This window comes from Micromonospora okii (genome assembly GCF_020884795.1).
Taxonomy (GTDB): domain Bacteria; phylum Actinomycetota; class Actinomycetes; order Mycobacteriales; family Micromonosporaceae; genus Micromonospora; species Micromonospora okii.
The window spans coordinates 655,280-669,737 of record NZ_BBZF01000012.1; the positions used below are offsets into that span (position 1 = coordinate 655,280).

Below are 14,458 nucleotides of genomic sequence, written 5' to 3' on the forward strand. Positions count from 1 at the left end.
AAGGGAAGAATGTCGGGCATGACTTCCGCCGCCGACGCTCCGCGACCGCCCGGCCGACCGCGGAGCGTCCGCGCGGACGAGGCGATCGTGGAGGCCGTCCTCGACCTGCTCGCCGAGGGCAGCACGATCGAGGCGCTCTCCATCGAGGCCATCGCCGCCCGCGCCGGGGTGGGCAAGGCCACCATCTACCGGCGCTGGTCGGGCAAGGACGCGCTGATGCGCGACGCGCTGAGCCGTCTCAAGGGCGTCCTCGCGCAGCCGGCCGGGCGCTCCCTCCGGGAGGACCTGGTGCTGCTGGTCGGCGCGGTCGGACGCCACATCGACCCCCGCGCCGCGAAGATCATGCCCTGCCTCGTGCCGGAGGTGCACCGCAGCCCGGACCACTTCCAGGTCTACCAGAGCGTCATCGAGCCCCGGCGGCAGCTCATGCGCGAGGTGCTCCGCCGGGGGGTGCGCAGCGGCGAGCTGCGCGCCGATCTCGACATCGAGGTGGCGATGGCCCTGCTCACCGGGCCGATGCTGGTCCAGCGGATGCTGCGCTGGAACGCCGAGCTGGACGAGGAGTCCCTGCCCGGCCGGATCGTCGACGGCGTCCTGGACGGCATCCGGGCCCGCTGACCCGCCCCGCGGCCGGTCGCCGACGTGTGCCACGCCTCGTCCGGCTGCCGGCGTGTCCCCGGCGGAGGGTGTCCGGGGCGACCAGTAGGGTGTCGAACACACGTACTGCTGGCGGCTGGGGGAGGAGGCGGCGTGCGCGTGCTCGGCGTCGACCCGGGGTTGACCCGCTGCGGCGTCGGCGTGGTCGAGGGCGTGCCGGGCCGGCCCTGCACCCTCGTCGCCTACCACGTCGTCCGCACCGACCCCGACGACGAGCTGCCGCTGCGCCTGCTGCACCTGGACCGCGCGCTCACCGACCTGGTCGCCGAGCACCGGCCCGACGCCGTCGCCGTGGAGCGGGTGTTCAGCCAGCACAACGTCCGCACCGTGATGGGCACCGCCCAGGCCAGCGGGATCGCGGTGCTGGCCGGCGCGCGGGTCGGCCTGCCGGTCCAGACCTACACCCCGAGCGAGGTGAAGGCCGCCATCACCGGGTCCGGCACGGCCGACAAGGCGCAGATGACGGCCATGGTGACCCGGCTGCTGCGGCTGGCCGAGCCGCCGAAGCCGGCCGACGCCGCCGACGCCCTCGCCCTGGCCATCTGCCACGTCTGGCGGGGTGGGACGCGCTCGAAGCTGGCCGCCGCCGCCGACCGGGCACGACGAGGAGGAGCACGATGATCGCCAGTGTGCGCGGCACGGTGACCGCGACCGGCCCGGACCACGCGGTGGTGGAGGTCGGCGGGGTGGGCCTGGCGGTGCACTGCGCCCCCGGCACGCTGGCCGACCTGCGGATCGGCCAGCCCGCCCGGCTGGCCACCAGCCTGGTCGTCCGGGAGGATTCGCTGACCCTCTACGGCTTCGCCGACGACGACGCCAAGCAGTTGTTCGAGCTGCTCCAGACGGCCAGTGGGGTCGGGCCCCGGCTGGCCCAGGCGGTGCTGGCCGTGCACACCCCGGACGCGGTGCGCAAGGCGATCGCCAACGCCGACACGGCGGCGCTGACCCGGGTGCCGGGGATCGGCAAGAAGGGCGCCGAGCGTCTGGTGCTGGAGCTGCGGGACCGGATCGGTCCGGTGCCGGTGGGCGCCGACGGCGCGGCCGGGGTGACCGGCGGGGCCTGGCCCGAGCAGGTCCGTCAGGCCCTCGTCGGGCTGGGCTGGACGGCCGGGCAGGCCGACCAGGCGGTGGCCGCCGTCGCGGAGACCGTCGACGGCCCGCCGCCGCCCGTGCCGGTCCTGCTCAAGCAGGCCATCCGGCTGCTCGGCCGGACCCGATGACGGGCCCGGACGGCAACCTCGTCTCGGCGTACGTCAACGACGCCGAGCGGGACGCGGAGGCCAGCGTCCGGCCGAAGCGGCTGGAGGAGTTCATCGCCCAGCACCGGGTCCGCGACCAGCTCGACCTGCTGCTGCAGGGCGCGATGCGGCGCGGCTCCCCGCCCGACCACATCCTCCTGTCGGGGCCGCCCGGCCTGGGCAAGACGACCCTGGCCAACATCGTGGCGGCCGAGCTGGGCGCCGGCATTCGGGTGACCAGCGGCCCGGCGATCGAGCGCTCCGGCGACCTGGCGGCCATCCTGACCAGCCTCGCCGAGGGCGACGTGCTGTTCATCGACGAGATCCACCGGATCGCGAAGCCGGCCGAGGAGCTGCTCTACTCGGCGATGGAGGACTTCCGGGTCGACGTCGTGGTCGGCAAGGGGCCGGGCGCGACCGCCATCCCACTGGACGTGGAGCCGTTCACCCTGGTCGGCGCGACCACCCGGTCCGGCCTGCTGACCGGCCCGATGCGGGACCGGTTCGGCTTCGTCGCGCACCTGGACTTCTACTCGCCGGCCGACCTGGAGGTGCTGCTGTGCCGCTCGGCGCGCATCCTCGGCGTGCCGATCACCGACGACGGCGCCGTCGAGGTGGCCGGCCGCTCCCGGGGCACGCCCCGGATCGCCAACCGCCTGCTGCGCCGGGTCCGCGACTACGCCGAGGTCCGGGCCGACGGGGTGGTCACCCTGGAGACCGCCCGCGCGGCGCTGAAGGTGTACGACGTCGACGCGCTCGGCCTCGACCGGCTGGACCGGGCGGTGCTCACCGCGCTGGTCGACTCGTTCCGGGGCGGGCCGGTCGGCCTCTCCACCCTGGCGGTGGCCGTGGGGGAGCAGCCGGACACGGTCGAGGAGGTCTGCGAGCCGTTCCTCGTCCGCGCCGGGCTCCTCGCCCGCACGCCCCGTGGGCGGGTGGCCACCGAGGCGGCCTGGCGCCATCTGGGGCGCACCCCGCCGAATGGTACATTTGCCTCGGACGTCCCCTCCGTGCCCGATCTCTTCTCCGCTGCGCCCGACCAGCCGTGATCCGTTCGTGATCTGCGCCGCATGGGGCGTTCCCAGGTGCAGGGACTAGACTCGCCGCGGTCTGTACAGGATGTGAGAGACCGCCTCCGCTCCGGTGCCACCCGCGCCGAGCCGGAGGCCAATCGGAAGGTCAGCACCGTGCTTTACGCAGCAGAGGGTGGCGGGGGAGCCGGCGGTTTCACGCCGATCCTCATGATCGCCCTGCTCTTCGGCGTCATGTACTTCATGATGATCCGCCCGCAGCAGAAGCGCCGCCGCGAGGCGGAGCGCATGCAGTCCACCCTCGCCCCGGGCGACGAGGTGGTCACCATCGGCGGGCTCTACGGCACGGTCGCCGGTGTCGACGACGACACCGTCCTGCTCGAGGTCGCCCCCGGCGTGCAGACCCGGTACGCCCGCCCGGCGATCGCCCGGGTCGTCACCCAGGCCGAGCGGGCCGAGTCGACCGAGCCGACCGATGCGGCCACCGCCGGTGCGGAGATCGTCAAGGAGTGACCGTCGTCCCCGACGGGGCAGCGGAGCCAACCGACGGGGCAGCGGAGCCAACGATAAAACTGGATAGTTGGGCCTACCCCCGACGCCGACGCGCGAGCGCTGCCGGTCGCCGCCCCCGCGGCGACCGGGGGCGGCCGTGTCGGCGTCGGGTCACCGGCCCGGACACCCGTCGCCGGGACCCACCGGCCCGACACTCGCGCCGCCCCCCGGCGGCGCGACCGTAACAGGGAGACAGACAGCCGTGGCACCACCTCAGGGACAGATGCGGCCCGGACGGCAGCTCGCCGTGCTCGGGCTCATCTTCGTCGTCCTCTATCTCTTGGTGTTCTTCTCGGGCGGCGCCAGCGGCGGCTTCAAGGACCGGCTCGAGCCTCGGCTCGGCCTGGACCTGGTCGGCGGCACCCGGATGACGCTCGAGGCGACGAACAGCATCGACGGCAAGCCCCCGACGGCGGAGAACCTCGAGGAGGCCCGTCAGATCATCGAGAACCGGGTCAACGCGTACGGCGTGGCCGAGGCCGAGGTCGTGACCGAGGGCAACCGCAACATCGTCATCTCCCTGCCCGGTGAGAACCGGGACCTCACCGACGTGGGCAGCGCGGCCGAGCTGCGCTTCCGCAAGGTGCTCAAGGTCGCCGACGGCAGCGGCGCAGCGGCCGCCCCGGCCGCCACGCCGGCCCCGTCCGGCAGCGCCGCCCCGAAGCCGTCCGGCAGCGCCAAGCCGTCGGCGAGCGCGTCGCCGTCCGGCGCGAAGGTGACCGCCACGCCGAGCGCGGGCGGCCAGGGCGGCATGGCGCCGACCCCGACCGCCGGTGCGACGTCGGCCTCGCCGAGCGCCGCCGCGCCGTCGCCGAGCGCCGGTGCCGAGCCGGCGCCGCAGGGCATCGAGGAGCAGCGCAAGGCCGTCCAGCAGAAGGTCGGCGCCGACGCCTGGCAGGCCGCCAGCGGCCTCCAGGCCCCGGCCGACCCGTCGCTGGCCGAGAAGCTCAAGCCGTTCGGCGCGCTCTCTCCGCGCGAGGTCGCGGTGCTGCCGGTGGAGATGCAGTTCTACGTCCCGACGATCACCTGCGCGCAGCTCGACCAGCGCCCCGCGGCGTCGATCAAGGACGAGAAGCAGAAGGCGGTCGCCTGCGAGGACGGCGTCCAGAAGTACCTGCTGGACGTCGCGAAGGTGCTCGGCACGGACGTCGGCGACGCCAACGCGCAGATGGACCAGACCAGCTCGTGGGTCGTCAGCCTCGACTTCAAGGGCAACGGCCAGGAGAAGTGGACCAACCTGACCCGCGAGGCGTTCACCAACGAGGGTCAGGCGTGCGACCAGACCGCGCTGGGCCAGGACGGCAAGTGCCGGGTCGCCGTGGTGCTGGACAACAAGGTGGTCTCCTCCCCGGAGATCCAGGGCGTGCTGACCGGTGACTCGCAGATCACCGGGAGCTTCGACAACAAGACGGCCAGCGCCCTGGCCGGCCAGCTCCGCTACGGCGCGCTGCCGGTGACCTTCGAGCCGCAGGAGCAGCAGAACGTCACCGCCACCCTCGGCGCGAGCCACCTGCGGGCGGGCCTGCTCGCCGCCGGCATCGGCATGCTGCTGGTCATCATCTACTCCTTCTTCTACTACCGGCTGCTCGGCTCGGTCATCTTCCTGAGCCTGGTGCTGTCGGCGCTGCTGGTCTTCGGCGCGCTGGTCGTCCTGGGCCGGCAGATCGGCTTCACGCTCACCCTCGCCGGCATCGCCGGCATGATCGTCTCGCTCGGTGTGGCGGCGGACTCGTTCGTCATCTACTTCGAGCGGCTCAAGGACGAGATCCGGGAGGGGCGCAGCCCGCGCAGCGCGGTGCCCCGGGCGTGGACCCGGGCCCGCCGCACGATCATCTCGGCGAACGCCATCACGATCATGTCGGCCGTGGTGCTCTACGTCGTCTCGGTCGGCGCGGTGAAGGGCTTCGCCTTCGCCCTCGGCCTGGCCACGGTGCTCGACCTGGTCGTGGTCTTCCTCTTCCGTCACCCGATCATGACGATGTTCGCCCGGACCCGGGCGTTCCTGTCCCCGCGGGTCAGCGGGCTCGGCCGGATCCTCCCGCCCGCGCGGAGCGAGCAGGCCAGCCGCACCTCGCGCGTCAAGGAGGCCTGAGATGGCTAAGACTGGTTTGGCGAGCCGCCTCTACGCGGGCGAGGCCGGCATCAACATCGTCGGCCGGCGCAAGCTGTGGTTCTCCGTGGCCGGGGCGCTGATCCTGATCGCCGTGCTGAGCTTCGCCCTGCGCGGGTTCAGCCTGGGCATCGAGTTCGCCGGCGGCAACTCGTTCCAGGTGCCGGCCAGCGTCGGCACCCTGGAGCACGCCGAGACCACCACCGACAACGTGCTGGGGACGGCCGGCGGCGGGGCCGAGGTGGTCACCGCGCAGAAGGTCGGCGGCACCGGCGGCGACTACTACGAGATGCGCACCACGCAGCTCACCGCCGAGCAGGCCAACGCGGCGAAGGCCGAGATGGCCCGCCAGTTCGGTCTCCAGCCGGACCAGATCAGCGGCAACCAGGTCAGCGAGGCGTGGGGCAGCCAGGTCACCTCGCGGGCGCTGCTGGGTCTGGTGATCTTCATCGTCCTGGTGATGGTCTACCTGGTCCTGCGCTTCGAGTGGCGGATGGCGGTCGCCGCCGTCTCCTCGCTCGTCGTGAACCTGTTCCTCACCGCCGGCATCTACTCGCTGGTCGGCTTCGAGGTCACCCCGTCGACGATCATCGGCTTCCTCACCATCCTGGGCTTCGCGCTCTACGACGTGGTGGTGGTCTTCGACAAGGTCCAGGAGAACACCCGGGGCATCACCGCGAACAACAACCAGACGTACGGCGAGGCGGCCAACCTGGCGATCAACCAGAGCCTCATGCGGTCGCTGAACACCTCGGTGGTGGCGCTGCTCCCGGTCGGCGGCCTGCTCTTCATCGGCGCGGGCCTGCTGGGCGCGGGCACCCTGAAGGACCTCGGCCTGGTGCTCTTCGTCGGTATGGCGGTCGCGTTCCTCACCTCCATCCTGCTGGCCACCCCGCTGCTGGTGCTGCTGAAGAACTACGAGCCGCGCATCCAGGCGCACAACAAGCGGGTCCTGGCCCGGCGGGGCGCCGTGGCGCGGGGCGAGGTCGCCCCGAAGGGCGCGCCGCGCCCGGTCCAGGAGGCCGACGAGCCGGTCGACCCGGAGGCGGCGGCCCTGGCCGGCGCCGCGCCGAAGGTGGGGGTCCGGCCCGCCGGCAAGCGCGCGACCGGTGCCCGGGGCGGTCGCCCCGCCGGTGGCGGCGGCAACCGACCGGGTGGCGCGAAGCGCCGCTGACCCGGGCCGGGTGACACCCGGTGGCGACGCCGACGACGGCGTCCTCCATGCTGTGCGATGGCGTGGAGGGCGCCGTCGTATCGGATGAAGGGAGACGGGGCTCGTGACGGAGACGCACAGCGCCGAGGTGCGGGGAGACGGCGCCGAGGCGCCGGGGGAGACCGACCGGGTACGGGGGGACAGCGGCCCCGAGGTCGCCGAGCTGGTCGCCAGCCGCGTGCTGGACGTGCCGGACTTCCCGAAGCCGGGGGTCGTGTTCAAGGACCTGATGCCGCTCTTCGCCGACGCCGCGGTCTTCCGGCAGGTGGTCGACGGGATCATCGCCTACCACGGGCGGGGCGCGTTCGACGCCGTCGTGGGGATCGAGGCCCGGGGCTTCGTGATCGCGGCGGCCGTCGCGTACGCCGCCGGGGTGGGCGTGGTGCCGGTGCGCAAGGCCGGCAAGCTGCCCCGGCCCGCCTACTCGGCCTCGTACGCCCTGGAGTACGGCGAGGCGACCCTGGAGCTGCACGAGGACGCCTTCACGGCCGGGCACCGGGTGCTGGTGGTCGACGACGTGCTCGCCACCGGCGGCACCGCCGAGGCGACCCTGGACCTGGTGGAGCGGGCCGGCGGCACGGTGGCCGGCTTCACGGTGCTGCTGGAGCTGGGCTTCCTCGGCGGTCGGGAGCGACTCGCCCCGCGTCCGGTGCACGCCCTGCTCACCGTCTGACCGCCTTCCGGCGGCTGGAAAATTCGTCCCCCGATGCCCGATTGGTGCCGGGGTCGTCGGGGGGACCCCGGGTGGACCGTCCGGCGGAGCGGCGGGGCACCGTGCGTGCGGGTAGCATTGCCCTTTGCTGACCGGGCGGGTGACCGACCGGGCGGCGCGAGACCAGGCTGGCCGGCGCACGGCCGGCGCATTCCCGGCGAGCGGTGAGGAGGCCGGTGTCCCACGATGTCGTCCCTCCGGTGGAGGGCACGGTGCACCCGACAGGCGACGCTGACGGTTCGGTGACCGACCGGGGCGCTGACCCCCGGGCCGCGGCCAACGGGGACGGCCTGGCTCCCGGCCACGCCGACGGCGGGGCGGGGGCGGGTGTCGTGGCGCCGCTGTCCCCTGAGGGCTCCGGCGAGTCGTCGTCGGGCGGCGGTTTCGCCCTCTCCAACGCGCCCACCGGCCGGCGGGTGCGGGCCCGGCTGGCCCGGTTCAACGCGCCCTGGCAGACCTCCCAGGTCAGCGAGGTGCTGGAGCCGCTGATCGCCTCCCACCGCGACGCCCACCCCAAGGCCGATGCGCGGATGCTCCAGCGCGCCTTCGATACGGCGGCGCGCTGGCACTCGGGCCAGTACCGCAAGTCCGGCGACCCGTACATCACGCACCCGCTCGCGGTGGCCACCATCCTGGCCAACCTGGGCATGGACACCACCACCCTGGTCGCGGCGCTGCTGCACGACACGATCGAGGACACGGAGTACACCCTCGACCAGATGCGGACGGACTTCGGCCCCGAGGTAGCCCTGCTCGTCGACGGGGTGACCAAGCTCGACAAGGTCAAGCTGGGCGACGCGGCGAAGGCGGAGACGATCCGCAAGATGGTCGTGGCGATGGCGAAGGACCCGCGGGTTCTCGTGATCAAGCTGGCCGACCGGCTGCACAACATGCGTACCCTGTCGTTCCTGCCCGCGCCGAAGCGGGAGCAGAAGGCGAAGGAGACGCTGGAGATCCTGGCGCCCCTGGCCCACCGGCTCGGCATGAACACGATCAAGTGGGAGCTGGAGGACCTCGCCTTCGGCACGCTCTTCCCGAAGCGGTACGAGGAGATCATGCGGCTGATCGGGGAGCACCAGCCGCAGCGGGAGGCGCTGCTGCGGCAGGTCACCCAGAAGGTGCAGGTCGACCTGAAGGCCGCCAAGATCAAGGCGGAGACGACGGGCCGGCCGAAGCACCTCTACTCGATCTACCAGAAGATGATCGGGCGGGGCCGCGAGTTCAACGACATCTACGACCTGGTCGGGGTGCGCATCCTGGTCGACACGGTGCGGGACTGCTACGCCGCGCTGGGCGTGATCCACGCGAACTGGCAGCCGGTGCCGGGGCGGTTCAAGGACTACATCGCCATGCCCAAGTTCAACATGTACCAGTCGCTGCACACGACGGTCATCGGGCCCACCGGCAAGCCGGTGGAGATGCAGATCCGCACGTACGCGATGCACCGCACCGCCGAGTTCGGCATCGCCGCGCACTGGAAGTACAAGGAGCACAAGGGCACCCAGATCGTCGGCCCGCCGGCGCACATCGACGAGATGACCTGGCTGCGCCAGTTGCTGGACTGGCAGCGCGAGGCGGCGGACCCGAGCGAGTTCCTCGACGCGCTGCGCTTCGACCTGTCCAGCCAGGAGGTGTACGTCTTCACCCCCAAGGGCGACGTCATCCCCCTGCCGACCGGGTCGACGCCGGTGGACTTCGCCTACGCCGTGCACACCGAGGTGGGGCACAAGTGCATCGGGGCGCGGGTCAACGGCAAGCTCGTGCCGCTGGAGTCGACGCTCTCCAACGGCGACGTGATCGAGATCTTCACGTCGAAGTCCGACACGGCCGGCCCGACACAGGACTGGCTGGGCTTCGTGAAGAGCCCCCGGGCGCGCACGAAGATCCGCCAGTACTTCAACAAGGAGCGGCGCGAGGAGGCGATCGAGGCCGGCAAGGACTCGATCGTCAAGGCGATGCGCAAGCAGGGCATGCCGTTGCAGCGGATGCTCACCCCCGACGCGCTGATGGCGATCGCGCGGGACCTGCACCTGGCCGACGTGGCCTCGCTCTACGCCGCCGTCGGCGAAAGCCAGGTCTCCGCCCAGTCCGTGGTGCAGAAGCTGATGGCCGCGTACGGGGGCGAGGAGGGCGCGGCGGAGGACATCGCCGAGACCGCCGTGGCCACCCGGCCGCCGCGCAGCCGCGCCAGCAGCCACGACCCGGGCGTGGTGGTGCGCGGCGTCAGCGACGTGTGGATCAAGCTGGCCCGCTGCTGCACCCCCGTGCCGCCGGACAGCGTCTTCGGCTTCGTCACCCGCTCGGGCGGGGTCAGCGTGCACCGGGACGACTGCGCCAACGCCGAGGACCTCAAGGTGCAGGGCGAGCGGGTGGTCGAGGTGAGCTGGAAGCTCACCTCCGCCTCGACGTTCCTGGTGGCGATCCAGGTCGAGGCGCTGGACCGGCACAAGCTGCTCGCCGACGTGACCCGGGTGCTCTCCGAGGAGCGGGTGAACATCCTGTCGGCGACGGTCACCACGACCCGGGACCGCGTGGCCGTGAGCCGGTTCAGCTTCGAGATGGCCGACCCGAAGCACCTGGGGCACCTGCTGGTCGCCGTCCGCAAGGTCGACGGCGTCTTCGACGCGTACCGGGTCACCTCGGGGGCTTGAGCGCGAGAACGCCCGCCGGCTCGCGGCCGGCGGGCGTTCTCGACGCGGGGGAGGGGCTCAGCCCTGCGGCTCGCTCATCGTCAGGTCCGTGATGACGATCTCCTTCTTGGGGTGACCGCCGCCGGCCTGCTTCGCGAACGCCTTGTCGTCGCCGGCCTTGGCGACGTCCTTGACGATCTCCATGCCGCCGGTGATCGTGCCCAGGACCGTGTAGTTCGGGTCGAGCTGCGAGTCGCCGTACACGATGAAGAACTGGCTGCCCGTGCTGCCCGGCTGCCCCGAGTTGGCCATCGCGATGACCCCCGCCGGGTACGGCGGCCGCTTGTCGGTGGGCAGGTTCTCCTCGGTCATCTTGTACGACGGGCCGCCGGTGCCGTCGGTCTCCCGCCAGCCCTTGCCGGTCGCGCCCGGGTCGCCGCACTGGAGCACCTGGATGCCCTCGGTGACGAGCCGGTGGCACTTGGTGTTGTCGAAGAAGTCCTTGCTCGCCAGGTGGGTGAAGCTGGCGGCGGTGCACGGGGCGGCGGCGCGGTCGACCTTGGCGGTGATCGGCCCGAGGTTGGTCTGCATCGTCAGGGTCTGCACGCCGGTGTTCGCCTGCTCGGACGCGGGGAGGCCGACGTCCTTGATCTGCTTCGGGCGGCCCTCCTTGGGCAGCTCGGTGAACGCGCACTGCGACAGGCCGCTCGCGGCGGTCTCCCGCTTGGCGTCGTCGTCGTCGCCTCCGAGGGTGGTGGCCAGCCAGACGGCACCGGCGACCACGAGCAGCAGGGCCGCCCCCGCCCCGGCGATCGCCTGCGTCTGCCGGCGCTTGCGCGCCCGGGTCGCGCGCTCGGCCATCTCCCGCTCGAGCCGGGCACGCGCCGCCGCGCGCTGCCGCTCTCTCGTGGACGTCACGGTCGATCCTCCTGGACTGTCTCGGCGCGGCCGTTGCCGCAAAAAGGTGTGGAAGTGGGGCGGGCCGTCAGCCGGCGCTGGGGCTGGCGGACGGGGCGCCGGACGCCGGCGGGGTCGCCGGCGCGGGTGCCTCGGTCGGCTCGCCGACGGTGAGGCTCTGGACCAGCACGTCGGTCTTCGGCTTGACCTTGGCCCCGCTCCCATTGTCCACGGTCGGCAGGGCGCCGATTTTTGTGAGCACGTCGAGCGAGCCGGTGACCTTGCCGATCACCGGATAGGCCGGCTTGGCGGGGTTGAAGTCCTTGAAGAAGACGAGGAACTGGCTGCCGTTGGCCCCCGGCGGGTTGGCGATCATCGCGACCGTGCCCTTCGGGTACGCCGGGGGCTCGCCGGGCGCGGGGCTGGCCGACGGGCTGGCCTCGGGCAGCTCCGGGACGTTCTCGTCGTAGAACGAGTAGGTCGGGCCGCCCAGGCCGGTGCCGCTGGGGTCGCCGCAGCGCAGCGCGCCCTCCGAGGTGATCTCGTGGCACTTGGTGTTGTCGTAGAAGCCGCGGCTGGCGAGGTGGGCGATGCTCGCGCCGGCGCAGGGGGCCGAGGCGAGGTCGAGCTCCGCGGTGATCGGGGCGCCCTGGTTGGTGGTGACGGTCATCGCCCGGGTGCCCGAGGTCGGCAGGCCGCTGGTGGCCGGGGTGCCGACGTCCTTGAGGTTGGTGTTCCCGCTGGCGTTCTGCGGGGTCCAGACGCAGACGTCCTCGGCGGCCGTGTTCTTCTTCGGGTCGTCGTCGAAGGCGCCCAACGCCCACGCCGAGCCGGCCAAGATCAGCGCGAGCACCACGGCCGCGCCGACGCCGGCCTGGATCTGCCGGCGTCGCCTGACCCGGGCCGCCCGTCGGACGAGCTGCCGGTCGAGCTTGGCCCGCGCCAGTTTGCGCTGCCGGTCCCTGCTGGAAGCCACCCGTGCTCCCCTTCCTCTGCCCTGATGGTCGCCGGCGGTCAGGCATCGCGCCCCGTCGGGAGCCGCGTGTGCCACGCCACACGCCCGCCAGAGTGTACGGGTACCGGCTGTGAAAGTGGTGTACCAGGTCCGGGCCGGTGTATCGGGCGGTGTCACTGTGCCGCGCGGGGTGGGCGGGACGGGTGGGTCGGCGGAATCCGCTCGGCGGTGCGGCTAGGCTGCCAGTGCAGGGGACGACAGCTCGACGGAAGGGGAGCGGACGTGCTCGTGGCCGGCTTTCCCGCGGACGCCTTCGGCACCAACTGCTACGTGGTGGCGACCGCTCCGGGGGAGCAGTGCGTGGTGGTCGACCCCGGCATCGGGGTGGTCGACCGGCTCGACGCGGTGCTCGCCGAGCACCGCCTGCACCCCGCCGCCGTGCTGCTCACCCACGGCCACCTCGACCACACCTTCTCCGTCGCGCCGGTCTGCGGCGCCCGGGGCATCACCGCGTACGTCCACCCGGAGGACCGGGAGCTGCTGGCCGACCCGTCCAAGGCGCTGTCGATGGACCTCACCCAGCTCTTCGGCGGCCGGCTGCCGTACGCCGAGCCCGACGACGTCGCCGAGCTGACCGACGGGGCCACCCTCACCCTGGCCGGCCTGGAGATCAGCGTCGACCACGCCCCGGGCCATACCGGCGGGTCGGTGCTGTTCCGGCTGCCCGGTGCCGGCTCGCCCTGGGAGGCCGAGCAGGTCTGCCTCTCCGGGGACGTGCTCTTCGCCGGCTCGATCGGCCGCACCGACCTGCCGGGCGGCAGCATGCCCCGGATGCTGGCGAGCCTGCGGTCGAAGGTCCTGCCGCTGGCCGACGACACGGTGGTGCTGCCCGGCCACGGCCCTGCGACCACCATCGGCCGCGAGCGCGCGAGCAACCCGTACCTCGCCGAGGCGGCGGGCTCCGGCGGCGCGCGGCCGGCCGCGCCCGCCCGCGGCCTCTAGTTCCCCCCGGTCGCGCCCGGCGCGGCCCCACGACCTCACCGCGCCCGGCGCGGACCTGCACGGAGACCCGGCCGCGCCCCGCGCGGACCCACGACCTCACCGCGCCCGGCGCGGACCTGCAAGGAGTACGCGATGAGCAAGCCCACGCCCATCTCCGGCTTCCCCGAGTGGACGCCGGCGCAGCGGATGATCGAGCAGTTCGTCCTCGACCGCATCCGCGCCACCTTCGAGCTGTACGGCTTCGCCCCCCTGGAGACCCGCGCGGTCGAGCCCCTGGACCAGCTCCTGCGCAAGGGGGAGACCTCCAAGGAGGTCTACGTGCTGCGCCGCCTCCAGGCCGACGACGAGGGCACTGGCGACGACGCGCTCGGCCTGCACTTCGACCTGACCGTGCCGTTCGCCCGCTACGTGCTGGAGAACGCCGGCAAGCTCCAGTTCCCGTTCCGCCGGTACCAGATCCAGAAGGTGTGGCGGGGCGAGCGCCCGCAGGAGGGGCGGTACCGCGAGTTCCTCCAGGCCGACATCGACATCGTCGACCGGGACACGCTGGCGGCCCACCACGAGGCGGAGATGCCCCTCGTCGTCGGCGACGCGCTGCGCTCGCTGCCGATCCCGCCGGTGACGATCCGGGTGAACAACCGCAAGGTCTGCGAGGGCTTCTACCGGGGCGTCGGGCTGACCGACCCGGAGGCCGCACTGCGCGCCGTGGACAAGCTCGACAAGATCGGCCCGGCGAAGGTGACCGAGCTGCTCGTCGCCACGGCGGGGGCGAGCGAGGCGCAGGCCAAGGCGTGCCTCGCGCTGGCGGAGATCTCCGCCCCGGACGCCTCCTTCGCCGACGCGGTGCGGGCCCTCGGGGTGACCGACCCGCTGCTCGACGAGGGCATCGCCGAGCTGGTCACGGTGGTGGAGACCGCCGCCGCCCACTCCCCGGGGCTCTGCGTGGCCGACCTGCGCATCGCCCGGGGCCTGGACTACTACACGGGCACCGTCTACGAGACGTCCCTCGCCGGGTACGAGCGCTTCGGCTCGATCTGCTCGGGCGGCCGGTACGACACCCTGGCCAGCGCCGGCGGGGTCTCGTTCCCGGGGGTGGGCATCTCGATCGGGGTGAGCCGGCTGCTCGGCCTGCTCTTCGGCGCGAACGCGCTGTCGGTGTCGCGCAGCGTGCCGACCTGCGTGCTGGTGGCGGTGCCCAGCGAGGAGCGGCGGGCGGCCAGCAACGCGATCGCCGACGCGCTGCGCCGTCGGGGCGTGCCCACGGAGGTGTCGCCGAGCGCGGCGAAGTTCGGCAAGCAGATCCGGTACGCCGAGCGGCGCGGCATCCCGTACGTCTGGTTCCCGGGCGACGAGGGCGCGGCGGACGAGGTGAAGGACATCCGCTCGGGCGAGCAGCAGATGGCGGCGGCGGGGGAGTGGACGCCGCCCCGGGCGGACCTGAAGCCCCTGGTCGGCTGAGGG

General features: G+C 72.9%; 13 protein-coding genes. 11 read left to right on the plus strand and 2 right to left on the minus strand.

The features are described 5' to 3' along the window. Positions 1 to 9 precede the first annotated feature (9 nt). The 9 genes from LPU43_RS02465 to LPU43_RS02505 all read left to right on the plus strand — a co-directional run bounded on the left by LPU43_RS02465 (position 10) and on the right by LPU43_RS02505 (position 10,164). Positions 10 to 618: a TetR/AcrR family transcriptional regulator gene (locus LPU43_RS02465; protein ID WP_229398389.1), complete on the plus strand. Its 609-nt coding sequence runs from the start codon at positions 10 to 12 to the stop codon at positions 616 to 618. Positions 619 to 750: 132 nt separating this feature from the next. Next, complete coding sequence (ruvC, locus tag LPU43_RS02470) at positions 751 to 1,278, plus strand: crossover junction endodeoxyribonuclease RuvC (protein ID WP_229398391.1); 528 nt, start codon at positions 751 to 753, stop codon at positions 1,276 to 1,278. Next, positions 1,275 to 1,877, plus strand: a complete 603-nt coding sequence (ruvA, locus tag LPU43_RS02475; RefSeq protein ID WP_229398393.1) for a Holliday junction branch migration protein RuvA — start codon at positions 1,275 to 1,277, stop codon at positions 1,875 to 1,877. The genes ruvC and ruvA overlap by 4 nt, the downstream gene beginning before the upstream one ends. Next, a complete protein-coding gene (gene ruvB, locus LPU43_RS02480; protein ID WP_229398395.1) occupies positions 1,874 to 2,944 on the plus strand; it encodes a Holliday junction branch migration DNA helicase RuvB in 1,071 nt (356 codons plus the stop codon). The genes ruvA and ruvB overlap by 4 nt, the downstream gene beginning before the upstream one ends. Positions 2,945 to 3,082: 138 nt before the next feature. Beyond that, a complete protein-coding gene (gene yajC, locus LPU43_RS02485) occupies positions 3,083 to 3,439 on the plus strand; it encodes a preprotein translocase subunit YajC (RefSeq protein ID WP_229398397.1) in 357 nt (118 codons plus the stop codon). Positions 3,440 to 3,680: 241 nt separating this feature from the next. Beyond that, positions 3,681 to 5,570, plus strand: a complete 1,890-nt coding sequence (gene secD, locus LPU43_RS02490; RefSeq protein WP_229398399.1) for a protein translocase subunit SecD — start codon at positions 3,681 to 3,683, stop codon at positions 5,568 to 5,570. 1 nt (position 5,571) lies between these two features. Further along, entirely contained in the window at positions 5,572 to 6,762 is a 1,191-nt protein-coding gene (gene secF, locus LPU43_RS02495) for a protein translocase subunit SecF (protein WP_229398401.1), read from the plus strand. A 103-nt stretch (positions 6,763 to 6,865) separates the two neighbouring features. Next, positions 6,866 to 7,474, plus strand: coding sequence for an adenine phosphoribosyltransferase (locus LPU43_RS02500; protein ID WP_373321633.1), 609 nt, complete (start codon positions 6,866 to 6,868; stop codon positions 7,472 to 7,474). 215 nt (positions 7,475 to 7,689) lie between these two features. After that, positions 7,690 to 10,164: a RelA/SpoT family protein gene (locus LPU43_RS02505; RefSeq protein ID WP_373321634.1), complete on the plus strand. Its 2,475-nt coding sequence runs from the start codon at positions 7,690 to 7,692 to the stop codon at positions 10,162 to 10,164. 57 nt (positions 10,165 to 10,221) lie between these two features. Here the strand turns inward: LPU43_RS02505 and LPU43_RS02510 are convergent, their stop codons facing one another. Both LPU43_RS02510 and LPU43_RS02515 read right to left on the minus strand, forming a co-directional pair. Then, the gene (locus LPU43_RS02510) at positions 10,222 to 11,061 is read right to left on the minus strand and encodes a peptidylprolyl isomerase (RefSeq protein WP_229398403.1); all 840 of its coding nucleotides are present in this window, start codon (positions 11,059 to 11,061) and stop codon (positions 10,222 to 10,224) included. Between the two features lie 67 nt (positions 11,062 to 11,128). Further along, on the minus strand, positions 11,129 to 12,016 hold the full coding sequence (locus LPU43_RS02515) for a peptidylprolyl isomerase (RefSeq protein ID WP_229398405.1): 888 nt from the start codon (positions 12,014 to 12,016) through the stop codon (positions 11,129 to 11,131). 261 nt (positions 12,017 to 12,277) lie between these two features. On the opposite strand from LPU43_RS02515, the gene LPU43_RS02520 reads away from it, so the two are divergent. Together LPU43_RS02520 and hisS are read left to right on the plus strand one after the other, a co-directional pair. Then, positions 12,278 to 12,997: an MBL fold metallo-hydrolase gene (locus LPU43_RS02520; protein WP_229398407.1), complete on the plus strand. Its 720-nt coding sequence runs from the start codon at positions 12,278 to 12,280 to the stop codon at positions 12,995 to 12,997. A gap of 132 nt (positions 12,998 to 13,129) precedes the next feature. Beyond that, positions 13,130 to 14,455: a histidine--tRNA ligase gene (gene hisS, locus LPU43_RS02525; protein WP_229398409.1), complete on the plus strand. Its 1,326-nt coding sequence runs from the start codon at positions 13,130 to 13,132 to the stop codon at positions 14,453 to 14,455. Positions 14,456 to 14,458: the final 3 nt, after the last annotated feature.